The sequence below is a fragment of the Arthrobacter sp. Cza30 genome (genome assembly GCF_059090765.1).
The window spans coordinates 23,211-50,129 of sequence record NZ_JBNHGA010000013.1 but is presented as its reverse complement, the minus strand read 5'-3'; the positions used below and the strand labels follow the sequence as shown (position 1 = coordinate 50,129).

The 26,919-nt window shown below is 68.7% G+C and carries 25 protein-coding genes; 15 read left to right on the top strand and 10 right to left on the bottom strand.

Annotated features, from left to right (window positions below):
• Positions 1-125 precede the first annotated feature (125 nt).
• Together AC5RVZ_RS30590 and AC5RVZ_RS30585 are read left to right on the top strand one after the other, a co-directional pair.
• Positions 126-2,672 carry a helicase-associated domain-containing protein gene (locus AC5RVZ_RS30590; protein ID WP_494069367.1) on the top strand — a complete coding sequence of 849 codons (2,547 nt, stop codon included), beginning with the start codon at positions 126-128 and terminating at the stop codon, positions 2,670-2,672.
• Positions 2,673-4,328: a DNA repair helicase XPB gene (locus tag AC5RVZ_RS30585; protein WP_494069366.1), complete on the top strand. Its 1,656-nt coding sequence runs from the start codon at positions 2,673-2,675 to the stop codon at positions 4,326-4,328.
• Positions 4,329-4,376: 48 nt separating this feature from the next.
• Here AC5RVZ_RS30585 and AC5RVZ_RS30580 read toward each other — a convergent pair whose 3' ends face one another.
• Complete coding sequence (locus tag AC5RVZ_RS30580) at positions 4,377-4,640, bottom strand: hypothetical protein (protein WP_494069365.1); 264 nt, start codon at positions 4,638-4,640, stop codon at positions 4,377-4,379.
• A 178-nt stretch (positions 4,641-4,818) separates the two neighbouring features.
• On the opposite strand from AC5RVZ_RS30580, the gene AC5RVZ_RS30575 reads away from it, so the two are divergent.
• The 3 genes from AC5RVZ_RS30575 to AC5RVZ_RS30565 all read left to right on the top strand — a co-directional run bounded on the left by AC5RVZ_RS30575 (position 4,819) and on the right by AC5RVZ_RS30565 (position 7,403).
• Positions 4,819-5,529: a response regulator transcription factor gene (locus tag AC5RVZ_RS30575; protein WP_494069364.1), complete on the top strand. Its 711-nt coding sequence runs from the start codon at positions 4,819-4,821 to the stop codon at positions 5,527-5,529.
• A 3-nt stretch (positions 5,530-5,532) separates the two neighbouring features.
• Positions 5,533-6,993 (top strand): sensor histidine kinase, encoded by a 1,461-nt coding sequence (locus AC5RVZ_RS30570; protein WP_494069363.1) that lies wholly within the window; start codon positions 5,533-5,535, stop codon positions 6,991-6,993.
• Between the two features lie 119 nt (positions 6,994-7,112).
• Complete coding sequence (locus AC5RVZ_RS30565; RefSeq protein WP_493987611.1) at positions 7,113-7,403, top strand: WXG100 family type VII secretion target; 291 nt, start codon at positions 7,113-7,115, stop codon at positions 7,401-7,403.
• Between the two features lie 78 nt (positions 7,404-7,481).
• Here AC5RVZ_RS30565 and AC5RVZ_RS30560 read toward each other — a convergent pair whose 3' ends face one another.
• On the bottom strand, positions 7,482-8,507 hold the full coding sequence (locus AC5RVZ_RS30560) for an RNase H family protein (RefSeq protein ID WP_494069362.1): 1,026 nt from the start codon (positions 8,505-8,507) through the stop codon (positions 7,482-7,484).
• An 84-nt stretch (positions 8,508-8,591) separates the two neighbouring features.
• Here AC5RVZ_RS30560 and AC5RVZ_RS30555 point away from each other — a divergent pair, with 84 nt between their 5' ends.
• Positions 8,592-9,515 carry a DUF4031 domain-containing protein gene (locus tag AC5RVZ_RS30555; protein WP_494069361.1) on the top strand — a complete coding sequence of 308 codons (924 nt, stop codon included), beginning with the start codon at positions 8,592-8,594 and terminating at the stop codon, positions 9,513-9,515.
• An 85-nt stretch (positions 9,516-9,600) separates the two neighbouring features.
• Here AC5RVZ_RS30555 and groL read toward each other — a convergent pair whose 3' ends face one another.
• Positions 9,601-11,229, bottom strand: coding sequence for a chaperonin GroEL (gene groL, locus AC5RVZ_RS30550; protein ID WP_494014691.1), 1,629 nt, complete (start codon positions 11,227-11,229; stop codon positions 9,601-9,603).
• A 394-nt stretch (positions 11,230-11,623) separates the two neighbouring features.
• Between groL and AC5RVZ_RS30545 the strand changes: the two genes are divergently transcribed.
• Positions 11,624-12,154, top strand: a complete 531-nt coding sequence (locus tag AC5RVZ_RS30545; RefSeq protein ID WP_494069360.1) for a TM2 domain-containing protein — start codon at positions 11,624-11,626, stop codon at positions 12,152-12,154.
• A gap of 83 nt (positions 12,155-12,237) precedes the next feature.
• Here AC5RVZ_RS30545 and AC5RVZ_RS30540 read toward each other — a convergent pair whose 3' ends face one another.
• The 3 genes from AC5RVZ_RS30540 to AC5RVZ_RS30530 all read right to left on the bottom strand — a co-directional run bounded on the left by AC5RVZ_RS30540 (position 12,238) and on the right by AC5RVZ_RS30530 (position 13,739).
• Positions 12,238-12,444: a cold-shock protein gene (locus AC5RVZ_RS30540; RefSeq protein WP_127515201.1), complete on the bottom strand. Its 207-nt coding sequence runs from the start codon at positions 12,442-12,444 to the stop codon at positions 12,238-12,240.
• A 278-nt stretch (positions 12,445-12,722) separates the two neighbouring features.
• Complete coding sequence (locus AC5RVZ_RS30535; protein ID WP_494069359.1) at positions 12,723-13,370, bottom strand: LytR C-terminal domain-containing protein; 648 nt, start codon at positions 13,368-13,370, stop codon at positions 12,723-12,725.
• Between the two features lie 60 nt (positions 13,371-13,430).
• A complete protein-coding gene (locus AC5RVZ_RS30530; protein ID WP_127515197.1) occupies positions 13,431-13,739 on the bottom strand; it encodes a DUF3263 domain-containing protein in 309 nt (102 codons plus the stop codon).
• Between the two features lie 271 nt (positions 13,740-14,010).
• Here AC5RVZ_RS30530 and AC5RVZ_RS30525 point away from each other — a divergent pair, with 271 nt between their 5' ends.
• Positions 14,011-14,766, top strand: coding sequence for a uracil-DNA glycosylase (locus AC5RVZ_RS30525; protein WP_494069358.1), 756 nt, complete (start codon positions 14,011-14,013; stop codon positions 14,764-14,766).
• 300 nt (positions 14,767-15,066) lie between these two features.
• Complete coding sequence (locus AC5RVZ_RS30520) at positions 15,067-15,954, top strand: siderophore-interacting protein (RefSeq protein ID WP_494069357.1); 888 nt, start codon at positions 15,067-15,069, stop codon at positions 15,952-15,954.
• 103 nt (positions 15,955-16,057) lie between these two features.
• Here the strand turns inward: AC5RVZ_RS30520 and AC5RVZ_RS30515 are convergent, their stop codons facing one another.
• A complete protein-coding gene (locus tag AC5RVZ_RS30515) occupies positions 16,058-17,686 on the bottom strand; it encodes a threonine/serine exporter family protein (RefSeq protein WP_494069356.1) in 1,629 nt (542 codons plus the stop codon).
• Between the two features lie 138 nt (positions 17,687-17,824).
• Positions 17,825-19,348, bottom strand: coding sequence for an exo-alpha-sialidase (locus AC5RVZ_RS30510; protein WP_494069355.1), 1,524 nt, complete (start codon positions 19,346-19,348; stop codon positions 17,825-17,827).
• A 152-nt stretch (positions 19,349-19,500) separates the two neighbouring features.
• Here AC5RVZ_RS30510 and AC5RVZ_RS30505 point away from each other — a divergent pair, with 152 nt between their 5' ends.
• The 5 genes from AC5RVZ_RS30505 (at position 19,501) to AC5RVZ_RS30485 (ending at position 25,175) form a co-directional block, all read left to right on the top strand.
• On the top strand, positions 19,501-20,901 hold the full coding sequence (locus AC5RVZ_RS30505; RefSeq protein ID WP_494069354.1) for an OFA family MFS transporter: 1,401 nt from the start codon (positions 19,501-19,503) through the stop codon (positions 20,899-20,901).
• Position 20,902: 1 nt separating this feature from the next.
• Positions 20,903-21,004 carry an MFS transporter small subunit gene (locus tag AC5RVZ_RS30500; protein WP_493968694.1) on the top strand — a complete coding sequence of 34 codons (102 nt, stop codon included), beginning with the start codon at positions 20,903-20,905 and terminating at the stop codon, positions 21,002-21,004.
• A gap of 126 nt (positions 21,005-21,130) precedes the next feature.
• Positions 21,131-22,549 carry a lipase maturation factor family protein gene (locus AC5RVZ_RS30495; protein ID WP_494069353.1) on the top strand — a complete coding sequence of 473 codons (1,419 nt, stop codon included), beginning with the start codon at positions 21,131-21,133 and terminating at the stop codon, positions 22,547-22,549.
• Positions 22,550-22,627: 78 nt separating this feature from the next.
• Positions 22,628-23,665 carry an LLM class flavin-dependent oxidoreductase gene (locus AC5RVZ_RS30490; RefSeq protein ID WP_494069352.1) on the top strand — a complete coding sequence of 346 codons (1,038 nt, stop codon included), beginning with the start codon at positions 22,628-22,630 and terminating at the stop codon, positions 23,663-23,665.
• A 232-nt stretch (positions 23,666-23,897) separates the two neighbouring features.
• Positions 23,898-25,175, top strand: a complete 1,278-nt coding sequence (locus AC5RVZ_RS30485; RefSeq protein ID WP_494069351.1) for a CAP domain-containing protein — start codon at positions 23,898-23,900, stop codon at positions 25,173-25,175.
• A gap of 56 nt (positions 25,176-25,231) precedes the next feature.
• Here the strand turns inward: AC5RVZ_RS30485 and AC5RVZ_RS30480 are convergent, their stop codons facing one another.
• Together AC5RVZ_RS30480 and AC5RVZ_RS30475 are read right to left on the bottom strand one after the other, a co-directional pair.
• Entirely contained in the window at positions 25,232-25,408 is a 177-nt protein-coding gene (locus AC5RVZ_RS30480) for a hypothetical protein (protein WP_494069350.1), read from the bottom strand.
• A 40-nt stretch (positions 25,409-25,448) separates the two neighbouring features.
• A complete protein-coding gene (locus AC5RVZ_RS30475) occupies positions 25,449-25,967 on the bottom strand; it encodes a hemerythrin domain-containing protein (RefSeq protein WP_494069349.1) in 519 nt (172 codons plus the stop codon).
• A gap of 310 nt (positions 25,968-26,277) precedes the next feature.
• On the opposite strand from AC5RVZ_RS30475, the gene AC5RVZ_RS30470 reads away from it, so the two are divergent.
• Positions 26,278-26,880 (top strand): NADPH-dependent FMN reductase, encoded by a 603-nt coding sequence (locus AC5RVZ_RS30470; RefSeq protein ID WP_494069348.1) that lies wholly within the window; start codon positions 26,278-26,280, stop codon positions 26,878-26,880.
• Positions 26,881-26,919: the final 39 nt, after the last annotated feature.

Genomic DNA, 26,919 nt, shown 5'->3' with positions numbered 1-26,919 from the left:
CCCCACGACGGGCTGGTTCCCGCCGCTCCCGGCCGCCAAGACCGTCGCGGCCGTGCACCGTTGGCCGCAAGACCACCCCGTCCCTGCACCGCTGGGCCGCAGCGGCGCGGGGTAACGTTAATCCGGTGTCCTCCATCCGCGCCCTGGCCGGCCAGTTGGCCGCCCGCAGCGACACCGAGCTGCGGCAGCTGTTCGGCGCCCGTCCGGATCTCTGCCTGCCGGCCGTGCCGGACTTTTCCGCACTGGCTGCACGCGCGTGCACGCGGATCAGCCTGCAGCGGGTGCTGGAACAGCTGTCCCGGCCCGAGCTGGACGTACTCGAAGCGGTAGTGCTCAGCACCGACGTAGATGCCGGACGCGCCGCCGACGCCCGCTCCCTGCGGCCGTTGCTTGTGCCGCCCGACAGCACCGCGTGGCTTCACGAACTGGACTCCTGCCTGGCGCGGCTGCATGGACTCGCCCTGCTGCTGCTCGCCGAACCGCCCTCCCACGACGACGGCGGTGCCGCCCCTCCTTCCCCGGCCTACCTACCGGTGGCGAGCCTGGCGGAAGCACTGGGACCGTACCCGTCCGGCCTCGGCCGCAGCTACGCAGCCCTGGCCGCCGCCAGCCCCGCCGCCGCCGACCATTTGGTCCGTACGGCGCGGCTGCTGCGGGAGGCCGGTCACGCCCTCCCCGCCGAAGTTGCCGAGCCGGCCCCGGACGAAGGCGCCGGCGCGCCGTCGCCGGGCGTCCGGGCAGCCGCCGCCCTCGAGAGCTGGCTCGCCGACCCGCGGACCTGGCCGGCGTTGATGGCCAAGGCGCCGGAGCATACGGAGGATCTGCTCGGGAAGTTCCGCCGCTCCCCGCTCGGGGCGCTGCCGCACCGGCTGGCCGATAACGGCCCGCGCGACGCCACCTCGCCCATCGACTGGCTGGCCGCCCACGCGCTGTTGGTGCCCATCGACGCATCGCACGTGGAGCTCCCCCGGCCGGCTGGCCTGGCGGTGCGCGGCGGCGCGGTGGCTGACCCTTGGCACACGCGGCGGCCGGAGGTTGATGCCCGGCAGGTCCGGAATTCGCTGCGTGACAATGCGGCCTTCTCCGCCGCGGCCGAGACGCTGCGGCTGGTGGCCGAATTGTTGGAACAGATACGCCGGGGCCCGGTGACCACGCTGCGGGCCGGCGGCGTGGGGGTCCGCGAAGTCCGGCGGCTAACCGAGGCGTTGCGGATCGAACCGGGCATGACCAGCTGGCTGCTGGAGCTGTCCGCCGCCGCCGGCCTGGTCGTCCTGGACGTGGACACCTCCCGCTGGGTGGTCCCTGCGGGTGCCGCGTTCGGCTCCCTCGAGCGCCGGGACCAATGGCAGCTGCTGGTCGCGTCCTGGCTGCAGCTGGATCGGGCGCCGTCATTGGTGGGCGGGCGGACCCCGTCGGACACCGCCATCAATGCGCTGGCAGCCGAAGCATCGCGGCCCGACGCACCGGCAGTCCGGCGCCACGTGCTCGAGGCACTGGACGAACTCTGCGGTGGGGCTGATTCCAGCGGCGGCAGCACGCCGGCGCCCTCGCCGGAAGCGGTTACCGCCTACCTGGTCTGGCGGCGGCCCCGGCAGCAGCGCCGGTTCAAGCGCCTGGTTCCGGGCATCCTGACCGAGGCCGCGCGGCTGGGTCTCACAGGCTCCGGCGCGCTGACCGATCTGGGGCGGGCCACGGCGCAGGACCGGCTGGCCGACGCCGCCGCGCTGCTGGCGGAGCAGCTGCCGGCACCGCTGGACCAATTCATGCTGCAGGCGGACCTGACGGCCGTTGCTCCCGGGTATCTGGCCCCGGATATCGCCGCCGAGCTGTCCCTGCTGTCGAACGCGGAAGGCCGGGGCCCGGCGGCCATCTACCGGCTCTCGGCCGACAGCATCCGCCGCGCCCTGGACGCCGGCCGGGATGCGGCCGGGATCCTCGGCTTCCTGACACGGCATTCGGCCACCGGCGTGCCGCAGCCGCTGGAGTACCTGGTGGAGGACACCGCTTCCCGGCACGGCGCGCTGCGGGTGGGATCGGCCGCGGGTTTCCTGCGCAGCGACGACGAGGATGCCCTGACGGACCTCCTCGCCGACCCGCGCACGGCCCGCCTGGGCCTGCGCCGGCTGGCCCCTACGGTGCTGGTGTCGCGGGTCGGTTCCCGCGACCTGCTCGCCTCCCTGCGCCAGCTCGGTTATGCGCCGGCTCCGGAAGCCGACGACGGCGTGGCCCTGGGCGGTGGGGCAGGCACCGGCGGCGGCCGGACGGGCACCGGCGGCGGCAGCACTTCCGCTGACAGCACCCTGGCGGATGGTTCCGCCGCAGCGCAGGCCGGCCGCGCGCCGTCGTCGTTCCCAGTCAGGACGAACCCCTGGGAACTCAGCGCCGAAGACACCGATGCCCAGCTGGCGATGCTGCGGAGCAGCGGCGTTCCCGCCCGTCCGGCCGCCGAGGCCGGGCCGCTGCTGGCGTTGGAAACCCTGCGCACCGCGGTCCGGTTGAAACAGAAGGTGCGGATCGGCATCGTGGACCCGGACGGCAACCACCGGCGCCAGGTGATGCTCCCGCTGTCCGTCAGCGGCGGACGGGTGCGCGTCTTCGACCCCGACCGTGACAGCGAGCGCACCGTCTCCATCCACCGCGTGATGGACATTGAACTAGTGGAGGGCAGCTGAATGGCCAACGGACCCCTGATCGTGCAAAGCGACAAGACCATCCTGCTGGAAGTGGACCACGAACAGGCCACGGAGGCCCGGCACGCCATCGCCGCGTTCGCCGAACTGGAGCGCGCACCGGAGCACATGCATTCCTACCGGATCACTCCGCTGGGGCTGTGGAACGCGCGCGCCGCCGGGCTGGACGCCGAACAGGTGCTGGACACGCTGCTGAACTACTCCCGCTTCCCGGTGCCGCACGCGTTGCTCGTGGACATCGAGGACACCATGTCCCGCTACGGGCGGCTGCGGCTGGAGAAGGACCCGCAGCATGGCCTCGTGCTGCGCACCACAGACTACCCGGTGCTCGAAGAGGTCATGCACGCCAAGAAGATCCAGCCGCTGCTGGGTCCGCGGATCGATGCCGAGACCACCGTGGTGCACTCCTCCCAGCGCGGCCAGCTCAAGCAACTGCTGCTCAAGCTGGGCTGGCCCGCGGAGGACCTGGCCGGCTACGTCGACGGCACGCCGCATCCGATCGCGCTGGCCGAATCCGCGGAACCCGGGGGCTGGCAGTTGCGGCCGTACCAGCGCCTGGCCGTGGAGAATTTCTGGGCCGGCGGTTCCGGCGTCGTCGTCCTGCCCTGCGGGGCCGGCAAGACGCTGGTCGGCGCGGCCGCGATGGCCACCAGCTCCACCACCACCCTGGTGCTAGTGACCAACACCGTCTCCGCGCGGCAGTGGAAGGACGAACTGGTCCGCCGGACTTCCCTGACGGCGGAGGAGGTGGGCGAATACTCCGGCTCGGTCAAGGAGGTCCGGCCGGTCACCATCGCCACCTACCAGGTGCTGACCATGCGCCGCGGCGGACTGTACCCGCACCTGGAGCTCCTGAATGCCAACGACTGGGGTCTGATCATCTACGACGAGGTGCACCTGCTCCCGGCCCCGATGTTCAGGATGACCGCTGACCTGCAGGCGCGGCGGCGGCTGGGGCTGACCGCCACGCTGGTGCGCGAGGACGGCCGCGAGGGCGAGGTGTTCTCGCTGATCGGCCCGAAGCGCTACGACGCGCCGTGGAAGGACATCGAAGCGCAGGGCTACATCGCCCCCGCGGACTGCGTCGAAGTCAGGGTGGACCTGCCGCGGGACGAGCGGGTGGCCTACGCCATGGCCGACGACGGCGACAAGTACCGGCTGTGCGCGACGTCCCCGACCAAGACCCCGGTGGTCGACGCCCTGGTGCGGGCGCACCGGGGCGAGCAGCTGCTGGTGATCGGGCAGTACATCGACCAACTGGACGAGATTGCCGCGCACCTGGACGCGCCCGTGATCAAGGGCGAGACGTCGGTAAAGGAACGGCAGCGGCTGTTCGACGCGTTCCGCCGCGGCGAACTACAGACGCTGGTCGTCTCCAAGGTCGCCAACTTCTCCATCGACCTGCCCGAAGCCACCGTGGCCATCCAGGTGTCCGGCTCGTTCGGCTCGCGGCAGGAAGAAGCCCAGCGCCTGGGCCGGCTCCTGCGCCCGAAGTCGGACGGCCGGGCCGCCCGGTTCTACACGGTGGTGGCGCGGGACACTCTGGACCAGGACTTCGCGGCCAAACGCCAGCGCTTCCTAGCCGAGCAGGGCTACGCCTACACCATCAAGGACGCCAACGACGTGCTGCAGCCGTAGGCCGGTCCGGGGCTGCCGCCGTAGGCCGGTCCGGACCGGCCGCCGGCCTCAGCGCAGGCCGCCGTTTCGGTACAGCTGCATGAAGGCCTCTTCGCGGACCTCCTCCAGCCGCTGGTAATCAACCGCCCAGCGGCGCCGGTCCATCCGGCGACGGGCAAGGCTTCGGCGTGTGGTGCCCGCCGCCGCGCTCAGCGCCCTCGCCGTGTCGCGGAGCAACTGCCGGAGGTCCAAGCGTCGGGAACCGTCGAACTCCTCAACCGCCTCGTAAATATCCGTTGCTTTGGATTCGCGGGCCAATACTGCTGACTGCATGATTTCCCTTTCGGCTTGTGCCGGACTTTCGCCGACGAATCAAGAATCCGTCGCCGACAGGTGTGGCAGCATCGGGCAAACGACCCATTTGCCCCGGCCGGGCATGGGGCATCCGGGCCGCCCTGCACGCGCAGCATTCATTCAGCAAACTCCCAGAAACCGGGAGCACACTGAAAGGGTGAAAAAGCCTGAGCCCGAAGCCAAACTGCTGGTCGTCGACGACGAGCCGAACATCCGGGAACTGCTGTCCACCTCGCTGCGGTTCGCAGGATTCGAGGTAGTGGCTGCGGCCAACGGCCGCGAGGCCCTGGACGCCGCCGAAGAGCATGCACCGGATCTGGCCGTGCTGGACGTGATGCTGCCGGACATGGACGGGTTCACCGTCACCCGCAAGCTGCGGGCCTCCGGCCGGCATTTCCCGGTGGTCTTCCTCACCGCCCGCGACGAAACCGAAGACAAGGTCACCGGCCTGACAGTCGGCGGCGACGACTACGTGACCAAGCCGTTCAGCCTGGACGAAGTGGTGGCCCGGATCCGCGCCGTCCTCCGCCGCACCCGGCCGCTGCTGGAAGACGACGCGATCATCCAGGTGGATGACTTGGAGCTCGACGACGACGCGCACGAGGTGCGCCGGGGCGGCGACGTCATCGACCTCTCCCCCACCGAGTTCAAGCTGCTGCGCTACCTGATGCTGAACCCCAACCGCGTGCTCTCCAAGGCGCAGATCCTCGACCATGTCTGGGAGTACGACTTCAACGGCGACGCCTCAATCGTCGAGTCCTACATCTCCTACCTGCGCCGGAAGATCGACACGAATCCGGATACTCCGCCGCTGATCCAGACCAAGCGCGGGGTTGGGTACCTCCTGCGCACGGCCGACCGCCGCTGATCGATGCTGGATCGGTGGAAGTCAGCGTCCCTGCGGTCCCAGCTGGTGCTGATCATGGGCGTGCTCATGGTCGCCACCCTGACCCTGACCTCGGCGCTGATCCTGACCCTGCTTCACGACACGCTGGTAAGGCAGCTCGACAACGACCTGACCAAGAACCGCCAGTCCATCTCGTCCTTCCTGGTCCGTGAGGCGACGGCCCCCACCGGGATGTCCTACCCGTCGACGAGGTACTACGGCGCCTTGTTCACCCGCGGCGGCGAGCTCACGATCGACACCAACCCAACGGGTGACCGCCCGGATCTGCGGGACATTACCCCCGACAGGGCCCAGGCACTCCAAGGCCGGGGTTTCCACGTTCCCGGCACCGATCGGGACAGCCAGGGCTGGCGGGTGTGGGTCACGCCCCTCCAGAACGACTCCGGCTCCGTCGCGGTGGCGGTGAGCTACAACGAGGTGAACAGCACTTTCGACGAAGTCGCGGCCAGCACGCTCCTCATCGCCGTCTCGGCCACTGTCGCCGCCATCGGCATCGTGTGGCTGGTCGTCACCCGATCCTTCCGGCCCTTGGCCCGGGTGGAGAAAACGGCAGCGGCCATCGCCGCGGGGGACCTCTCCCGACGCGTCGACGTGCTGAACCCTGCGACCGAAGTGGGCCGGCTGTCCAGTTCGCTGAACGCCATGCTCGCGCACATCGAAACCGCCTTCGCGTCCCGGACCGCGTCCGAGCAGCGCATGCGGCGCTTCGTCCAAGATGCCTCGCACGAACTGCGCACCCCGCTGGTCACCATCCGCGGTTTCTCCGAGCTGTACCGGCACGGCGCGCTGCAGACGCCCGACGACGTCGGTGCGGCCATGGGCCGGATCGAGAGCGAAGCCAAGCGCATGGGCCAGCTCGTGGAAGACCTGCTGACCCTGGCACGGGTGGATGAACAGCGTCCGCTCGAAACCAAGCCGCTGGATCTCCTCATGCTCGGCAACGATGCTGCTCTGGACGCACGGGCCAGCGCCCCCAACCGTGCCATTACGGTCGTGGGGCTCGACGGCGGGGCGCCGCGGCCCGCGCCGGTCGTGGGCGACGAGGCCCGGCTGCGCCAGGTGGTCGCCAACCTGGTCACGAACGCCCTGCGCTACACCCCCGACGGCTCACCGCTGGAGATCGCCGTCGGCGTCCAGCCGGCGAGCGATAACCGCCTGGATTCTGTCCTGGAGATCCGCGACCACGGCCCGGGCATTTCCGAGGACGAGGCCGCACGGGTGTTCGAACGTTTTTACCGGGCGGACACCTCCCGGGATCGCGAAACCGGCGGCACCGGGCTGGGTTTGGCCATCGTCGCTGCCCTGGTGGCCCAGCATGACGGAAGCGTCAGGTTGACGGAGACCCCGGGCGGCGGGGCAACCATGTCCATCCGGATCCCGTATCACCCGCCGGCGGACGAGGACGGCGCCTTCCACCTCGGGTGACCGTAGGGCCCGTACAGCTCAGGGGTTTTCCACATTCGGCGGCTTGGGTCTCGCGGCGTCTTCCGCGGCTGCCTAGCCTGAACCGTGTCGGATAGATTCATCCACGAGCGGAGGACACCGTGGCCGTATTCCAGGTAGACAGCGAGGCTCTTGCCGCCAAGAGCATGGCCGTGCAGGGCACCATCGGACGTCTGCAGGCGGAGGTGAACACCATGCAGTCCGGGCTGCGCGAATTGGAGTCGCTGTGGACCGGTTCGGCGGCGACGAACTTCCAGCAGCTGATCACGGACTGGCGGGCCACCCAGCTGAAGGTGGAGGAATCCTTGGCCAGCATCAACGCGGCGTTGTCCCACGCCTCGCAGCAGTACTCGCAGGCCGAGGAGGCCAACGCCCGGATGTTCCTGGCCTGACCGTTGTCCGGCCGGGTGCGGGTGGGCGGCTCGGCTGCAGGGTTTGGCCGCGGCACCGCCGGGTGTGCGGCCGGCCGTTCAGTCCTGCTCGGGGGTGCCCTGGTGGAAGCGCAGGCGCCAGCGCCCGCCCTCGCGCAGCCAGAGCGAACTGCGCAGGGCCGATCCGTCGCGGCGGACGCTGCGGTAAGTCAGCAGGATGCTGTCTTCCCCCAGCCGTTCGACGGCGAAGACCTCCATGGACGCGTCCAGCTCGGGGCTTTCCTGGAGTTCGCTGATCATCGCGTCCCGCGTCCACATCCGGCCTGCTTCGCCAATCTCGGCGAAGTCGGGGTGCAGCAGCACGGCCAGGCGCCCGTAGTCAGCCCGGACGGCGGGGCTGAGCAACTCCCTCTCGAGCCGCACCACCAGCTCTTCCGCGGCGTCCCCGACAACGGCCGGGTCGGCGAAGTCTTCCAGCTCGGAAAAGAGATCGGGCTCCGGCACGACTGCGGCCGCCGGCCGGGCAACCGGGGTGTTTCCCGGACGGGCGGCGGCAGCCGGGGTGTTTTCGGGGCGGCTGGCGGAAGGCGGGGTGGTTCCCGGACGGGCGGCGGCAGCCTGCGCCGATCCGAGTACGGCACTGCCGGAGGTTCCCGGTCCGCCGGGAAAGCCCGGGCCGGCCGGTGCGCCGGTGCCGTTCTGGAAGGCGACCGCAACCGCTCGGGCCCGTTCGTCGGCGGCTTCGTTCAGCCTGTGTCCGGCGTGGCCCTTCACCCACTCGAACTCGTAGCTGCGTCCCTTGATCGCGGCGTCGATGTCTTTGAGCAGGTCGACGTTCAGCACCGGCTTGCCGTCGGCCTTCTTCCAGCCCCGCCGCTTCCAGCCCGGCATCCACTTGGTCACGCAGTTGATCACGTACTGGCTGTCGCACAACACGCGCAGGTGTTCCTGCGGCAGGTGCGCCGTGGCCCGGAACAGGTCCAGCACGGCCATCAACTCGCCCTGGTTGTTGGTGCCGTGCGGCCAGCCCCCGGCAGCCCACGCCGTGTCGTCGATGTACCAGGCCCAGCCGGCGGGGCCGGGATTGCCGAGCGCGGAGCCATCGGCGGCAGCAGTAATAGTCATGATCTCCATCTTTTCAGATCCGGCCACCATTCCTGGCCGCCCCGGCGGGGGCATGGCAGACATTCCTGGCTCTAGGCTGGGCACGTGGCAATACTCATCGATCCTCCGCTCTGGCCCGCGCACGGCACCCACTTTTCCCACCTGGTCTCCGACACATCGCTGGCCGAACTCCACCGCTTCGCCGCAGCCGCCGGTATCCGCGAGCGGGCCTTCGACCGGGACCATTACGATGTGCCGGCCAGCCGCTACGCCGAACTGGTCCGGTTGGGCGCCGTCGAAGTCAGCGCCGGTGACCTCACCCGCCGGCTGCAGGCGAGCGGGTTGCGGGTACCGGCCCGTCAGCGCCCGGAGAGACTGCGCAGGGTGCTGCTCCGCCGGTGGAACGAGCTGCTGCCCGGGCACGAGGACCTCGGCCGCGACCTGCTGGACCGTTGGGGAGAACCGCACCGCCACTACCATGGCCCCGGCCACCTGCTGGCTGTCCTGGAGGCGCTGGAACAGCTCACTGCTCCGGCCGGGTCCGTTCCCCGGCCGCGGGCAGTATGGTTGGCCGCCTGGTTCCACGACGCCGTCTACAACGGCCGGCCCGGCGTCGATGAACAGGAATCGGCTGATCTCGCGGCTTCCTGTCTGCCGGCCGCGGGCTGCAGCGGGGAGGAGGAGACGGCCGAAGTGGTCCGGCTGGTCCTGCTCACGGCCACCCATTCGCCCGGCCCGCACGACGGATCCGGTGCCCTGCTGTGCGACGCCGACCTGTCCGTCCTCGGCGGAACGCCGGCGGAATACCGCAGCTATGTCCGGGACGTCCGCAAAGACTATGCGCACGTGCCCGACGCCGACTTTGCCGCCGGGCGCACCGCCGTCGTCCGCGGTCTGCTGGCGCTGGATCCGCTCTACCGGACCCCGTCCGCCCGGGAGAAGTGGCTGGAGCGTGCCCGGCACAACCTCTCCGCCGAGCTGGAAGCCTGGCACGAGAGGCCCGACTGGCTCGCTCCGGAAAGGGGTTAAAGGCCGCGAGGCGCGGCTCCCATGACGGGAACCGCGCCTCGCTGAACCGTGGCCTGCTGCCAGGCCGAGGTGGTGGCGGGGAAGCTTAGAAGCCGCCCATGCCGCCCATCTCGTCGCCGCCCGGCATGGCCGGAGCGGCCTTCTCCGGCTTGTCGGCAACAACGGCTTCGGTGGTCAGGAACAGGCCGGCGATGGAGGCCGCGTTCTGCAGGGCAGAGCGGGTCACCTTGACCGGATCATTCACGCCCGCAGCCAGCAGGTCCTCGTAGACACCGGTGGCGGCGTTCAGGCCGTGGCCGTCGGCCAGGCCGCGGACCTTGTCGGCCACGACGCCCGGCTCCAGGCCGGCGTTGAGGGCGATCTGCTTCAGCGGAGCGTCGATGGCAACCTTGACGATGTTGGCGCCGGTTGCTTCGTCGCCTTCGAGGTTGAGGTTGGCGAACGCCTTGGCGCCAGCCTGGATCAGGGCCACGCCGCCACCGGCGACGATGCCTTCCTCAACGGCAGCCTTCGCGTTGCGGACAGCGTCCTCGATGCGGTGCTTGCGCTCCTTGAGCTCGACCTCGGTTGCGGCACCGGCCTTGATGACTGCCACGCCGCCGGCCAGCTTGGCCAGGCGCTCCTGCAGCTTCTCGCGGTCGTAGTCGGAATCGGAGTTCTCGATCTCAGCACGGATCTGGTTGACGCGCCCGGCGATGGCGTCGGCTTCGCCGGCACCTTCGACGATGGTGGTCTCGTCCTTGGTGACAACCACCTTGCGGGCCTGGCCCAGCAGGTCCAGGGTGGCGTTCTCCAGCTTGAGGCCGACCTCTTCGGCGATGACCTGGCCGCCGGTCAGGATGGCGATGTCGGCCAGCATGGCCTTGCGGCGGTCGCCGAAGCCCGGAGCCTTGACGGCCACGGACTTGAAGGTGCCGCGCATCTTGTTCACGATCAGGGTGGCCAGGGCCTCGGCCTCGACGTCCTCAGCGATGATCAGCAGCGGCTTGCCGGACTGCATGACCTTCTCCAGGATGCCAACCAGGTCCTTCACGTTGGAGATCTTGGAGTTGACGATCAGGATGTACGGATCCTCGAGGACCGTTTCCTGGCGCTCTGCGTCGGTGACGAAGTAGGCGGACAGGTAGCCCTTGTCGAAGCGCATGCCTTCGGTGAGCTCAAGCTCCAGGCCGAAGGTGTTGGACTCCTCGACCGTGACGACGCCTTCCTTGCCCACCTTGTCCAGGGCCTCGGCGATCAGCTCGCCGATCTGCGGATCTCCGGCGGAGATCGACGCGGTGGCGGCAATCTGTTCCTTGGTCTCGATTTCCTTGGCGGAAGCGATGAGCTCGGCGGTGACGGCGTCAACAGCCTTCTCGATGCCGCGCTTCAGGCTCAGCGGGTCGGCGCCGGCAGCAACGTTGCGCAGGCCTTCCTTGACCAAAGCCTGGGCCAGGACGGTGGCGGTGGTGGTGCCGTCACCGGCGACGTCGTCGGTCTTCTTGGCGACTTCCTTGACCAGCTCGGCGCCGATCTTCTCGTACGGGTCGTCCAGCTCGATCTCCTTGGCGATGGAAACACCATCGTTGGTGATCGTGGGGGCGCCCCACTTCTTCTCGAGCACGACGTTGCGGCCACGCGGGCCGAGGGTTACCTTAACGGCGTCAGCGAGGGTGTTGAGCCCGCGCTCGAGGCCGCGGCGGGCCTCTTCGTCAAATGCAATGATCTTTGCCATAGCGGCTTACGTCCCTTCTGGACAGTAGACACTGGACGCAGCTTTTGACGGCTGCTGGCCACCTGCGGTGCCCGCGACGGACGGCTCACGACGACGGCGAATTCGGTACGCCGCGCCGCTCACCTCACCGAGGTGGCGGGTTTCACTCCCTACGGGCTTTCTTAGCAGTCAGCCCGCGAGAGTGCTAACTCAATAATTAGCACTCGCAGGTGTCGAGTGCAAGCTGTTGGGCCTGCCGGATGACGCGCTTCCCCGGCTGAGATCCCCCTGAGCGCCCCCGGGCCAACAATCAGGGTGGACCCCCATGGAAACGGCAGGCCCCCCGCGCGTAGATTGGCAGGCAAGACAGCGCACGCGAACAATCGGCCCGGCAGCGGGCAAAGGTCGGAGAACCATGTCTGAAATACCGGACGAGAAGAACACCAGCAACCCCACCGAGCCCCTGGCACCGGGCACCAACCCGACGAGGCCGCTCGGCGGACGGCCGCCGTACGGCGCACCGGGGCAGCAATACCCGCAACCCGGCCAGCCGGGTTACGGGGCTCCGGGGCAACAGCAGCCCGCACCGGGCCAGCAGCCCTTCGGCCAGCAACCGTACGGCGCCCCGGGACAGCAGTACCCGCAGCCCGGCCAGCCGGGCCAAGGCCAGCCCTACGGCCAGCAGCAGTACTACGGGGCTCCCCCGGGCTACTACTACCCGGAGCAGAAGTCCCGGCTGATCGGCGGGCTGCTGGGCATCCTGCTGGGCGGCCTCGGCGTCCACCGGTTCTACCTGGGCCACGTCGCCATCGGCGTGGTGCAGATTGTGGTCACGTTCCTGACGTTTGGCCTCGGCGCCGTGTGGGGGTTCGTCGAGGGCATCATGATCCTGGTCGGGGCAGAGCCGTTCAAGCGCGATGCCCGCGGGGTCCCGCTCAAGGAGTAGCCCGACTGGCGCGAGCCCGACCGGCGCGACGAACCGGCGGCGGAGGCACCCCAGCCTCCGCCGCCGTCGTCGTTCTGGGTCTGCTACGGGGCGACCCGGACCTCTTCTGCCTGCGGGCCCTTCTGGCCCTGGCCGATCTGGAACTCTACGCGCTGCCCCTCATCGAGGGAACGGTAACCATCCATTTGAATAGCGGACCAGTGGACAAAAACGTCGGAATTTTCTTCGTCCACGGTGATGAAGCCGTAGCCCTTTTCCGCGTTGAACCATTTGACGGTTCCCAGCGCCATAGCGTTCTCCATACTCAGTAGTTCCAGCCTGCCGTGTACGGTTTAGCGGCAGGATGGTTTCACCTTAACCACGCAGCGGGGTGAAGTGAGCTACCGCACACTCAAATGTTATTGAGGCGTAACCGAAACTCCGCTTAGAGGGCGCGCTGCATGGGTAACGGGATCACGGTGCCGCGGGCAATCGGCGGGCCTGCCGGCGCACGGCCTGGGCGCACGATCCATTGAGGCCCGGCCTGGCGAACGCCTCATGGGCGAACCGGCTTGGCCCGGGGAATGCCTTACTGGTAGCCGGGGCCCAGCGCCACGGTGACGTACTGCGAGACGTTGCCGTTTTCCTGCACCGCGCTGATGCCCAGCAATTGGCCGAGGGCCCGCGCGTTGGCTTCCTGGCCCGGGTTGTAGAAGATCACCGAGCCGGCGAGCGGGGCGCCGCCCCAGTTGTCGACCACCGCGATCGACCAGCCGTCCGCCTGCACCCGCTGCGATACCGTTCCGGCCAGTCCGGTCACGCCGGTGCCGTTGAGGATCATCACCGGGTCCTGCTTGTTGACCGCCGCGGCCTCTTGCGTGGGTTCCTCGGTCGGCTCCGCGGTCGCTTCCTCGGTGGGCTCTTCCGTTGCCTCCTCGGTCGGCTCAGCGGTGGCGGTCGCTTCCGGCTCGGTGGTTTCGGTTTCCTGCGCCGTTGGCGCGGGCGAAACGCTGGCAGCAGGGGTGGCCTGGCCGGCGGCCGGGGTCGAAGATCCCCCGCCTCCCAGCAGCGGGAGCACGAAGAACGACAGGGCGCCCACCGCCAGCGCCAGTACCGCGGCCAGGACGATCAGGCCCAGGCCGTTGGACTTCGGCGTCGCCATCCGAGCGCGGTGCACACCGTGGCGGTCTGAAGTTTCAGGGACCTGGTCGAACTCATCCCGGGGGTACTTGCTCATCGCTTTCAGTGCATCCTTGTGGTGGCGAAACGGAAACCGGCCTACCAGGCCGTCCCGGATCTAGGCGTCGGTGCCCAGCCGGCGAGCAGTGCGCGCGCGCTGGCGGGACGTACGTAGTCTACGCAATCTCTTCACCAGCATCGGATCGTGCGCCAACGCATCCTCGGTGTCGATCAACGCATTCAGGATCTGGTAGTAGTGCGTGGCGGACATGTCGAACAGTTCGCGGATGGCCTGTTCCTTGGCTCCGGCGTACTTCCACCACTGCCGTTCCAGGGCCAGCATGCGCTGGTCGCGTTCGCTCAGCGGGCTGGCGTCGTCAACCTCGGCCTCGAGTGAAAAGGCACTGGCCTCGGCCGAACCCGCCACAACACACCTGCGCTTCCTAGTACTTGCTGACAGCAATCAATACCTCCTCCATGATAAAGGCGAATCACAGGCGTGTCATTCACCGCCCCGGGCCCGTCCCGAACGGCCGGGCGGGCGCCGTCTGGAAGGCCGGCTTGCCTGCCGACGGGCATGCCCGCGGTGGTTGACAACTTGCCGGCGGGTGGGTCGCGGTGAGCATTTGGGCCGGCGGTCGGCAGTGCCCGCGATGCCTGATTGCCTGCCCGCGGCTGATTTCCGCAAAGATGGAACGGTGAACTACGACGACGGTGCCCTCTTTCCGCTGCCCGCCCACCCGCCTGCCGCGGATTTTGGCGCCCCGTACCCGTTTGCCTCCCCCCGGGAGCTCTCCGCCGTGATTCATCCCGAGTGGGCCGAGGTGCTCGCTCCCGCCGAACCGCTGCTCTGGGACCTGGCGTCCTATTTGGACGGCGAGCGCGCCGCCGGAAAGACCTTGCTGCCCGCGCCGGCCAACGTGTTGCGGGCGTTCCAGCGGCCGCTGTCCAAGGTCAAGGTCCTGATCGTCGGCCAGGACCCCTATCCCACGCCGGGGCACTCGATCGGACTGGCCTTCGCCGTCGAACGGCACGTGCGTCCGCTGCCGCGCAGCCTGGCCAACATCTACCGGGAACTGCAGATGGATCTGGGTATCCGGCCGCCCCAGCACGGAGACCTGAGTGCCTGGAGCGACCAAGGCGTGCTGTTGCTCAACCGCGCGCTGACCGTGGAGGCAGGCAAGGCCGGCTCCCACCGCAACAAGGGGTGGGAGCAGATCACCGAACTCGCGGTCCGGGCGCTGGCCCAGCGCGGCGGCCCGCTGGTGGCACTGCTCTGGGGTCGGGAAGCCCAGCAGTTGGCTCCGGTACTGGAGCAGGTGCCGCGGATCGAGACGGTGCACCCCAGCCCCCTGTCGGCCTCCCGCGGATTCTTTGGGTCGCGGCCCTTCAGTCGGGTGAACGAACTGCTGGCCGCCCAGGGCGCCGAACCCGTGCACTGGGAGCTGCGCTGAGTCGGGACTGGGCGACGTGGGCTTCCGGCTGGCAGACGCCGGGACGTTTTGTCCATGTTTTGCGCGCGGGTCCGGCGTCGCCGCAGGTCAAGGGCTTAACGGTTTCCGAGACATGGACAGTTCCGGCCAAACGTGGACAGCTGAAACCGTGCGCGGACCGCTGAGCCCAAGCGGTTCGCGGTGAGGGTCCGCGCGTTCCTGGGCGCGTGTGTGACCTTCACCATCCGCAAATTGGGATTACCAGAGGGGTGGATTAGGTTGACCTAAGTAGCAGTTTCCCTTCGTCAGGAGTAGTGCAGGATGCAGACACAACCGGCAGCAGCCCCCGCCCGCGCGGGACGGAGCGCTCGGCCGCCGCGGGTGCAGACCAACCTCCAGGTGACGCGCACCGAGTGGATTTCGCAGCACATGGTCCGGGTCTACGCCGGCGGCGAGGCGTTCGATTCGTTCGCTGAACGGTTCGCGGCCAAGGACGCCACGGACCAGTACATCAAGATCTTTTTCCTGGACCCCGCGCTCGACGTGGAGCTTCCGGTCAACGTCGCGGAGCTGAAGGAAACGCTTCCTGCCGACAAGCTGCCGGTCACCCGCACCTACACCGTCCGCCGGTTGGACCGTGACACCCGCGAAGTGGTGGTCGACTTTGTGGTCCACGGCGACGAAGGCCTCGCCGGCCCCTGGGCCGCCCAGGCCAAGCCGGGCGACTGGATGATGTTCAGCGGACCCGGTGGCGCGTACCGGCCCGATCCCGACGCCGACTGGTACCTTTTGGCCGGCGACGACGCGGCGCTGCCGGCAGTGGCTGCCGCCATCGAGGCACTGGCCCCGGACGCGCGCGGCTACGCCTTCCTGGAAGTGGACTCCGAGGCGGACATGCAGGAACTAAACGCTCCGGCCAACCTGGAAATCCGCTGGCTGTTCCGGCGCGGCCAAACGCCCGGGACCGCTACCCTGCTGCGCGACGCCATAGCCGGCCTGGACTGGCCCGACGGCCGCGTGGACGCATTCGTCCACGGCGAGCGCGACGAGGTGAAGTCCCTGCGCGATGTCCTGTTCAAGGACCACGGGTTGTCCCGCGGCCAGGTCTCCATCTCGGGCTACTGGGCCTACGGCCGGGCGGAAGACGCCTTCCAGGCGGAGAAGCGCACCCCGGCGGGCCAAATCTTCCCGGAGAACTACCCGGCCTGAGCCGGATCGCCGGGAACTCCCCCGGGCGCCCATCCGGCACCCGGCGGACGGCGCCCATCCCGGCACCCGGCGGCCAGCCCCGCGCCCGGCGGATTCGGCGTCCTTAGCGGCGCCGGGCCCGCCGGTTTTCGTTCGAGCCCAGTCCCTTGGTGAACGGCCGGGCTAGGTTGTCGCCGAGCACGGTACCGCCGGCGATGGCCAGGATCACCGTCAGCGCACCGAACAGCCCCAGGATGCCGTTGAACGGCGCCTCCGAATTGACGGTCAGCTCGAAGATGGACCGGAACACGGACAGCCCGGGCAGCAGGAACAGCACGGCCGGCACCGCCACCACCAGCTGCGGCGAGCCCATCCGCAGGCCCACGATGCGCCCGAGGAACCCGATCACCACGGCCCCGACGGCCGGACCGATCCGGTCCCCGATCCCCGCCCACACCGCGAAGTCGTAGATCAACAGCCCGACCAGCCCGACGGCGGCCGTGGGCAGCAGCATGTTCAGCTTGGTTTGCTCCGTCATGCTGAGGGCAACGGTCGCCACGACGAGCAGCAGCGCCCGCACTACGTAGGGGTACTGGCCTTGGCCCTCCACAAAGACTTCGGGCAGGCTGACGCCAAGCATCGAGCCGCCCACCAGCCCCACGGCGACGCCGGCGGCAATCGCGGCGAAGGTAAAGAAGGCCGAGAGATAACGTCCCGACGCGGTGACCGGGAAGCCGTTTATCGCGTCCTGGGTGGCGGAAACCAGCCGGCCGGTCGGCAGGAGGAAGAGGATGCCGCCGGCGATCACGAGCGACGGGCTCATCGGCACGTGCAGCGTCCAGAACAGCAGCGCCATGACGGTGGCCAGGCAGGCGCCGATGCCGGTGATGAAGAAGTCCGGCATCCGCCATTTGCTCAGCTTCCGCCCCACCAACCCCATCAGCACGGTGGAGATGCCGCCCACCAGGGCCGCGAACACGCTGCCGCCGAGGAAGGCAATGATGAAGCCGGAGAACACGCCGCCGGCCGCGATGGCCATCCACCGTGCGAAGGGCTTGGGACGCGAGGTAATTTCCTGCAGCCGTTCCTTGGCTTCGCTGCGGCCCACCCCGCCGTTGACGATGTCGGTGACTAACTCGTGGACCAGGGACAGGCCGGCGTAGTTGTTGGTCCAGGACCGCACCACCCGCATCACGGTGATGGGGATCGTGTCCGGTTTGGCGTAGTTGATCACCACGGACTGGTTGGTGATGTCCACGTCGATGTCGCTGAGCCCGAAGGCCGCGGTGACGGCGATGATGCTGGTCTCCACCTCCAGCGCGCCGGCGCCGTAGCGGAACATGGTTTCCGCCACGTCCAGGGCAAAATCCAGCGTGATGCGGGCGGAGGCATCGACCCCGGCCGTCTGGATCATCGGGTTCGCGTAGGGGCTGCCGGCCAGCCTCTCGACTATGCTCATCGGCGCGGTGGGCGGCGCCTCGCCCTGCACGAGCTTGCGCAGCATCCGGCGGGCCGCCGCGTTGGAGCGCGAGGCTGCCGCGGAGGCTGGCAGCGGCGCGGTGCCGCTGGGGACGGGCTTGACCTGCTTGGCTACCGGCCGGTCCGTCGGACGTGGCACCGGAGGGTGGGTGGTCTGGGGTCCTGCGGCCGAACCGGCGCGTCCGGCGCCGGAGCCGCGGCCGGCGTCGTCGGCCGGGATGTTTTTCGGCTTGATGATCGGCAGCATTCCCGCCTGCGGAGTCATGGGTGACATGGATTCCTGGTCTGGGTCCTTGTCCTGCAATCCCTCTCCGTTCTGCGTCTCCGCCACCGCCAGGCGGCGCTCGTTGATCCCGGGTTAAATCCTTGCACACCTCGCTGGGAGGGCACCGGGTTGGTGCCGAGGCGCGCGTCACGTCTCGCGGATTGCACCGCTGACGACGTCGATGCTGAACTCCCGCGTGCGGCTCGCCACCGGGGCACCGCCGGAAGGTTCGTCCGCCGGGACCGCGGCGCAGGTGAAGGAAACGGTCAGGCCCCCGGCCGCGACGTCCGCCCGGGTCACCGTGCGGACAGGATGGAGGTAGCGGGCTTCTCCCCCGGGGCCCAGGTCCTGGGGCGGGAAATCCGCGGCGTTGTCGAACCCGCCGGAGAGCCGCACCCTCAGGTGCTGCGGTCCCAGCAGCTTGGCCCGCCCGGCAAAGACCAGCACGTCCCCGGCACGGTGGCCGGGCGCCGGCCGGCCACCGGCCTGGCTGCGGACCTCCTCCAGCACCATGTCAAAGCGCAGCGGGTAGTCCTTGGGCACCGGCAGCGGCCCGGTCACCGGGCCCGGCCCGGCCGCGTCGTCGTCGTCCCGGGCCGTGACGGCCCCGCGCGGCCAGGCCGCCAGCAGCCGCCCCGGATCTGCCGTGCCGTAGACGATCTCGCGGCCGCCCTGCCGCTGGTACAGCACCCCGATGCGGCCGTCCGGCAGCCGCACCGCGGCCGGCCCGCTGGCACCGCTCCCGTAAAGGGTGAGCTTGTGCGGCCACGAGTGCCCGTTGTCCCGCGAGAGGCTGAGTACCACGTTGCGGGGCAGCAGCGGGTCCTGGCAGTTGGCGGCCAGCAGCCAGCGGTCGCTGGCCGGTGCGGCCAGCCCGCCCACGGCCGGCAGCCCGTCGAAGCGGACCAGGGAGCCGCTGCTCCCGGGATCGGACAGTTCGTCGACCGGCTGCAGCGGCCCGTAGCTGTGCCCGCCGTCGTCCGAGACCGCGGCCCACCGCCGGGGAGCAGCCCAGGTATGCAGCAGTACGCGGCCGTCGGCCAGGCAGACGGCGGCACTTCCGCCGTCTTCCGCGGCCGGGCCGGAGTCCTGTGCGGGCAGCGGCTTTCCCAATGTCCAGGTGTCCCCGTGGTCGTCGCTGTAGCAGGAAACGGCCCCCGCGCCCGCGGCCATCACCGCGAACTGCACCAGCAACCGCCCGGCAAACTGGCCGGCGTGCAGGCCGGTGCCCGGCCCGGCAGCGGCCAGCCGCGTGATCGCGTCCGAGGCAGGCCGCGGGGCGACCGACCGATGCTGCCAGGTGGCGCCGTCGTCGTCGGAAGACAGCAGTTCGAAGCGGCGCGACGTGGCCGCGGGGTCCGGCCCCGCTTCGCCGTCTCCGGCCGCGGCGACGAAGGCCAGGAAAATCCGCCCGGTGGCGGCGTCGGAGAACAGTCCCGGCCGGCCCGCCGCGTGTCCGGACGTGTCCGCCCACGCCACTTGCTGCGGTTCCCAGGTCACTCCGCCGTCGAAACTGCGGCGCAGCAGCAGGTCGCCGGCCGCAGGCGGCCGGCCCTGCCTGCCCAGGCCTGCATAGGCGACGACGGCGCTGCCTGCCGGCGTCACGGCGAGCGCCGGAGCCCGGTACTGCCGGTAGCCCTCCACGCCCCGAACGGCGAGGACCTGTTCCATGCCTCCACCGTACCGGCCGCGGAACCCCGAGGGCAGTACTGGACGACACGCCGGATCAATCCGGTTGCCTGGCCCAACCATCGGCCACTATGTGAACTGAAGCACACGTTGCAGTTCCCGCCTCGCACCCCCTCTTGAAAGGACGCCCGACGATGAGTTGGTTGGACCGATCGCATACGATCGCCCCTCCGGGCTTTAACCGCTGGCTGATTCCGCCGGCGGCGCTTGCCGTGCATTTGTGCATCGGCCAGGCCTACGCGACCAGTGTGTACAAGAACGCCCTGGTCGCCCACTTCGACGTGAGCCTGACCGAGATCGGCATCATCTTCTCCATCGCCATGGTGATGCTCGGGCTCTCGGCCGCCGTCATGGGCACCTGGGTGGACCGCAACGGTCCGCGCATGGCGATGTTCACCTCCGCAATGTTCTGGAGCTCCGGCTTCCTGGTCGGCTCGATGGGCATCTTCACCGAACAGCTCTGGCTGGTCTACCTGGGCTATGGCGTGATCGGCGGCATCGGCCTGGGCATCGGCTACATCTCCCCGGTATCCACCCTGATCAAGTGGTTCCCGGACCGCCCCGGCCTGGCCACGGGCATGGCGATCATGGGCTTTGGCGGCGGCGCGCTGATCGCCAGCCCGGTCTCCACCGCGCTGCTGCAGTTCTACGACCCCAGTTTCGACGGGACCCCGGGCTGGGTGGCCAGCGGCGACGCCGTCGGCAAGCTGTTCCTGACCCTGGCCGTGGTGTACCTGGCCTACATGCTGTTCGGTGCCTTCACGATCAAGGTTCCGGCGGCCGGCTGGAAGCCCGAAGGCTTCGACGCCTCGAAGGTCAAGGCCAAGGCCCTGGTCACCACGGCGAACGTGTCGGCGAAGAATGCCATCAAGACCCGCCAGTTTTGGCTGGTCTGGATCGCCCTGTTCTGCAACGTCACGGCAGGCATCGGCATCCTGGAGCAGGCCTCCCCGATGATCCAGGACTTCTTCCGCCAGCCCGACGGCGTTTCCCTGGTGTCCGCGGGCGTGGCGGCCGGATTCGTGGGGCTGCTCTCGATTGCGAACATGGGCGGCCGGTTTGTCTGGTCCACCACCTCCGACTACCTGGGCCGCAAGAACAACTACATGCTGTACCTGGGCGTCGGCGCCGCCCTGTACGTGGTGCTCGCCCTGTTCGGCTACACCTCCACCGGGCTGTACGTGCTGCTGGCGGCCGTCATCATCAGCTTCTACGGCGGCGGCTTCGCCACCGTGCCGGCCTACCTGCGGGACCTGTTCGGCACCTTCCAGGTGGGCGCCATCCACGGTCGCCTGCTCACGGCCTGGTCCGCCGCCGGCATCGCCGGGCCGTTGATCGTGAACGCCTTCCTGGATGCCCAGGGCAAGCCGGGCGAGCTGACGGCGCAGGCCTACCAGCCTGCCCTGCTCACCATGGTGGGCCTGCTGGTCATCGGCTTCATTGCCAACCTGATGGTCAAGCCGGTGGACAGCAAGTACCACGAGGCACCGGCCAGGGATGCCGGCGAAGCCGCGATGGCCGGAAAGGAGGCCTGAGATGAAGAAAGCCCAAGTAGCCCTCGGCTGGGTGCTGGTCGGCGTGCCGCTGCTTTACGGCGTCAGCCAGACGCTGCTGAAGGTCTCCGCACTCTTCGGCTGACCCCTTTTCGCACACCGCTTCGCCGGCCCGCCCGGTGAAGCCCAATCCCCCGGCAGGCCCGGCTCCTTTGAAGAGCCGGGCCTGCTGCTTGACAGCGGTCCGGCCGGTCGTAGCGTTGGACATGCCATGGAATGGTTCAGTGCCGAGGGGTTCGAGTTGGCGCGGCAGGTGCTGCAGCGGGGCATCGCCGCGGTGTTCCTGATCGCCTTCGCCTCGGCGCTGGCCCAGTTTCCGGCCCTGCTGGGCGAACACGGGCTGCTGCCCGTTCCGCGGTTGCTGGAGCGGAGAACCCCGCGCGGCTTCACCCTCTTCCGCTGGGGATACACGGACCGCCGGCTGCGCGCGGTGGCGTGGGCCGGCGTCGTCATCGCAGCCCTGGTGGTGGCCGGGCTGCCGCAGCTGGGACCGCCGTGGCTGCCGCTGATCGCCTTCCTGGCCCTGTGGTTCCTATACATGTCCATCGTGAATGTGGGCCAGACCTTCTACGGCTTCGGCTGGGAGACGCTGCTGCTCGAGGCCGGCTTCCTGGCTGCCTTCCTGGGCTCGGACCGGGTGGCGCCTCCGGCCCCGGTGCTGTGGCTGTTCATCTGGCTGGTGTTCCGGCTGGAGTTCGGCGCGGGCATGATCAAGATGCGCGGCGACCCGGTCTGGCGGAACCTGACCGCCCTGTACTACCACCACGAGACCCAGCCGATGCCCAATCCGGCCAGCTGGTTTTTCCACCACCTGCCCAAACCGCTGCACAAGGTGGAGGTGGCCGGCAACCACTTTGCCCAGCTGGTGGTGCCGTTCTTCCTGTTTTTCCCGCAGCCGGTGGGCAGCATGGCGGCCGCGGTCGTGATCGTCACGCAGCTCTGGCTGGTGGCCTCGGGCAACTTCGCGTGGCTGAACACCCTGACCATCCTGCTCGCCTTCTCGGCGGTGTCCGACGACGCGGTGCAGGCCATCCTGCCGGTGGGTGACTTCACGCCGGAGTACCAGCAGGACCCGGTGTGGTTCACCGTTGTCGTGCTCGCGGTGTGCGCCCTGCTGGTGTACCTGAGCTATTGGCCGTTGAAGAACCTCTTCAGCCGGCACCAGCTGATGAACGCCAGTTTCAACAGCTGGCACCTGGCCAATGCCTACGGCGCCTTCGGATCCATCACCCGGGAGCGTTACGAAGTGGCCGTGGAAGGGTCGGCCGACGGCGTCCACTGGCGCGAGTACGGGTTCAAGGGCAAGCCCGGAGACCCGCAGCGGATGCCGCGGCAGTTCGCCCCCTACCACTTGAGGCTCGACTGGTTGATGTGGTTCCTGGCGCTGGGCTCCCGCGGCGAAAACTGGTTCATCCCGTTGCTGGTGCGGCTGCTGGAAGCCGACGAGGCCACGCTGAAGCTGCTCAAACACGACCCGTTCGACGGCGTACGGCCGCTCTACGTGCGCGCGACGCTCTACCACTACCGGTTTTCCACCTGGGCAGAAAAACGGAGCACCGGCCAATGGTGGATCCGCCGGGAGTCCGGCCAACTGGTCCCCCCGCTCTCCCGCCCGCGCGCCGCGGAATAACCCCGGCCGGCCCGCGGTTGCCGCCAGTAGACACCATGCATATGCATATATGCGTTACCTAGGAAAGGCGGCCACCGCGTGGCACAGACAATCGAACTCGGGCTGGACACCTTCGGGGATGTCACCACCGGAGCCGACGGCAAGCTCCTGCCGCACGATGAGGTCATCCGGAACGTGATCGCCGAAGCCAGGCTGGCCGACGAGGTCGGCCTGGACTTCATTGGCATCGGCGAACACCACCGAGAGGACTTCGCCGTGTCCGCCCCCGATGTGGTGCTGGCCGCGATCGCCGGCCAGACCAGCCGCATCCGCCTGGGCTCGGCCGTGACCGTGCTCAGCTCCGACGACCCCGTCCGGGTGTTCCAGCGTTTCTCCACCCTGGACGCCGCCTCGAACGGCCGCGCCGAAGTCATCCTGGGCCGCGGCTCCTTCACGGAGTCCTTCCCGCTGTTCGGCCTGGACCTGGCCGACTACGACATCCTCTTCGACGAGAAGCTCCACCTCTTCACCGAACTGCTCAAGGAAGAGCCCGTCACCTGGGCCGGCCGCACCCGGCCGCGGCTGGACAACAAGCGGGTTTACCCGCCGACGGCCTCCGGCAGCCTGAAAACCTGGATCGCCGTCGGCGGCACCCCGCAGTCGGTGGTCCGCGCGGCCCACTACGGCCTGCCGCTGATGCTGGCCATCATCGGCGGGGCACCGATGAACTTCGCCCCCTTCACCGAGCTCTACCAGCGTGCGCTGGACCAGTTCGAAAAGCCGGCGCTGCCCGTCGGAGCGCACTCCCCCGGCTACATCGCGGACACGGACGAGCAGGCCCGCGAGGAGATGTGGCTGCCGTACGCGGACATGCAGGAGCGGATCGGCCGCGAGCGCGGCTGGAGCCGGATGACCCGCGGCCAGTTCGAGGCCGAGGCGGGCCCGGACGGCGCCCTGTTCGTCGGCTCCCCGGAGACCGTGGCCACCAAGATCGTGAAGGTCGCCAAGGGCCTGGGCCTGTCCCGCTGGGACATGAAGTACAGCCTGGGCACCCTCCCGCACGAAAAGCTGATGAACTCCATCGAGCTCTACGGCACCAAGGTGGCGCCGCTGGTGCGGGAGCAGCTGGCGGAGTAGGCGCCAGTCCGGCGGGACTGTCGCGCTAAAGCCGGTGGAACAGGCCTCATCCGGCGGAGTAGGCGCCGCACACCGGCATGGCGCGCCAAAGCGTTCGACGGCGGCGGGAGGCCCTGCGGGGAAGCCTCCCGCCGTCGTCGTACTCGCCTTGGTGGTGAATTTTTGGGTGGGCAAGACCCTTGCGACGGTTCAGCCGTCGTGGTTTTAACGTTCAACCCGTACCCTGAACGATGTGCGCGTTCTAGTGAAACCATTCATTGCAATTATCCTGCTGCTCGCCCTCGCTTTCGCGGGGGTGGCCCCGGCATCGGCGGTCACCAGGACCGCGCAGGATCCGTTCGTGGCCGAGGTGCTGCGGCTGACCAACGATTACCGCAAGCAGAACGGGTTGTCGCCGGTGGTCTGGAACCAGAACGTCGGCAATGTCGCCCAGCAGTGGTCCGAGGAACTGAACACCCGGATCAACAAGAACACGCTGGACATGAACAAGATCCATCGCCCGGGCTACGGCAGCAACGAAATCCCGCGTGGTTTCGATTGGTACACCGAGAACATCGCCATCAACAACTCCGCCCGGCAGGTTGTCGACTGGTGGATGAACTCCCCCGCGCACCGCGCCGGCCTGCTCAGCCCCAACGCCACGGACATCGGCGTGGGGTATATGAAGACCACGCACAAGGACTGGTACGGGATGTACGTGGCGGTGGCGAACATGGCCGGCTACGAAACCACCCGGGCAACGCTGCCCCCGCATCCGGGCATGGTCCGCGCCAGCTTCCAGCACGGCGACGTCGCGGCCATCGACTCCGCAGGGAACCTCTACGCCTACGACTCGGCCAAGGGCCACGACCTTTACAAGCGCCGGCTCGTGGCGAGTGGGTTCAAGGGAGTGTCACAGGTGCAGGTGGCCGACTGGAACGCCGACGGCGTGCTCGATGTGGTGGTCCGTTGGAAGTCCGGCAAACTGACGGCGCACTTCGGCAAGCCGGACGGCGGGCTGGAAAGTGCCGCCACCATCGGATCCAGCGGGTGGGGAAACTACGACGTCACCGTTACCGCGTGGAAACAGGCCGACCCCTACCCTGCCCTGCTGGCCCGCAACACCGACACTGGCAGGCTCTACTACTATCCGAACCCGGCCGGGCTCAAGCACGGCAGCCGCACGCTGCTGGGCACCGGTTGGAAGTCCCTGCCGATCTTCACGGCCGACATCGACGGTGACGCCAAGATGGACGTGGTCGCCAAGACACCCCAGGGCCAGCTCAAGCTGTACCGGTCCAACGGCGCCGGTAAGTTCATTTCCGAGACCAGGCGGATCATCGGATCCTCCGGCTGGAACGCGATGACGCATCTGTCCCTGATCCGAGACCATCTGGGCGACGGAAAGCAAGGCGTGCTGGCCCGCGACTCCCGCGGCAATCTGTACCACTACCCGGTGCTGATCAACAAGCTTGGCTCGCGGGCCGTCATCGGCGTCGGCGGCTGGCAGACCCTGATCATCGGCAGCTGACCGGCGAGCGCCGGGGTGGCCCGCCGTGCTAGCCCTGCTGGGCTACTCCTGTCGGCCTAGTCCTGCCGGCCCTTCGGGTCCCGGCCCCTGGGATCCCCTTCCGGCCCGGCGCCGTCCTTGTCCGCCGGCAGCTTTTCTTCGAGGTCCCGGTCGATCTCCGATCCGGGCTCGATGACGATGCCGTCTTCGTTCTGAGGGATGTCCGGATCCAGTTCCGGGCGGTCTTCGCTCACAGCATTGCTCCCTTCACCGACGCTTACCTCCTGAATACCCTCAGCCGTGGGCGTGCTTGCTCTCGTCCGGCGCGTGCACATGCGTGCCGCCGACGAGTTCCACCAGGCCTTCCACCGCCGAAGACAAGGACAGATCCGGAGTCCGGGCGATGAAAGGCACCAGCAGCCTGTTCTCCTTCTCGATGTGCAGCGCGAACACGCTGCACATCGACGCGGCAACCGTGGCCGCCTCAATTCCTTCGGCGCCCCGCAGCTCGTCCAGCAGCGAGGCCAGCGCCGTGTGGTCGGCCAGCAGCGACTCCACCAGGAGCCGGGCTTCCCCGGTCGCACCGGCCGGCCCGTACAGTTGAGCTTCTTCCAACTCTGCGTGCGGCAGCATTTCCCGTTCGCCCCACTCCAGCAGGATGCCGTGCGCGTTGTAAACGGTGTCTTCGTCACCGGTGTCGAAGGCCCGGGTAAGCTCCGCCGTCGTCGCCTGCAGCCGGGCCAGCATCTCCCTGTGGTGGCGAACGACGGCGGCCGCGGCCGCGTTCTCTGCCTCGACATTGCTGTCGGTCACCGCATGCTCCTCCGGTCGAGGTGTGGCCGCCTGCAGGCGGACCGGGTCTGTCCATTGTCGATGCGGGCAGGCGGGCTGTCGAGGGTCCGGCCGCCCCACCTACCCGGTTCCCGGGGGCTGCCAATCATCCCGAGCTCCGTGGGGAAAGTGCGGAGGATCTTGCCGGTCGTGGTACCGCTCCGTCCGCGGCTCTGGCGGCGTGCGGCACGTCGTGCTAGTACGGGAGTGGCCTGACGTTCGCCAGGCCGGGTCAATCCGGACCTCAGGAAGAATGCCGGTTCCGGCCGGCTGTGTGGAAGGAAAAACCGTCATGCCCAACTATCGGATCGGATATTTTGTCGGGAGCTTGGCCAGCGGGTCCATCAACCGGACCCTCTCCAAGGCGCTGATCAAGCTGGCCCCGGAGGGTTTGGAGTTCAACGAGATCCCCATCCGGGACCTCCCCCTCTACAACTCGGATTACGACGCCGACTATCCCGCCGAGGGCCGGGCACTGAAGGAAGCGGTGGAGGCCTCCGACGGCATCCTTTTCATCTCACCCGAATACAACCGGTCCATTCCCGGCGCCTTGAAGAACGCCATCGACTGGGGGTCCCGCCCGTGGGGGACCAACTCCTTCGCCCGCAAGCCCACCGGCATCATCGGCGCTTCCCCGGGAGGCATCGGCACCGCCGTCATGCAGTCGAGCATGCGCAGCGTTCTCAGCTTCCTGGATGCCCCGCAACTCAATGCACCCGAGGCCTACATCAGCTTCAGTCCGGACATCTACGGTGACGACGGCGAGGTCAGGGACGAGTCCACGCAGGCCTTCCTGCGCCACTACATGGAGGAGTACTCCGCCTTCGTCCAGCGTGTCCTTGACGCGAACGCCGCCGGACACATTGGAGACGAGGACCCCGAATCCCGCAAGTGACACCACAACGACTCAAAGTCATCGACTCAAGTCATTGAT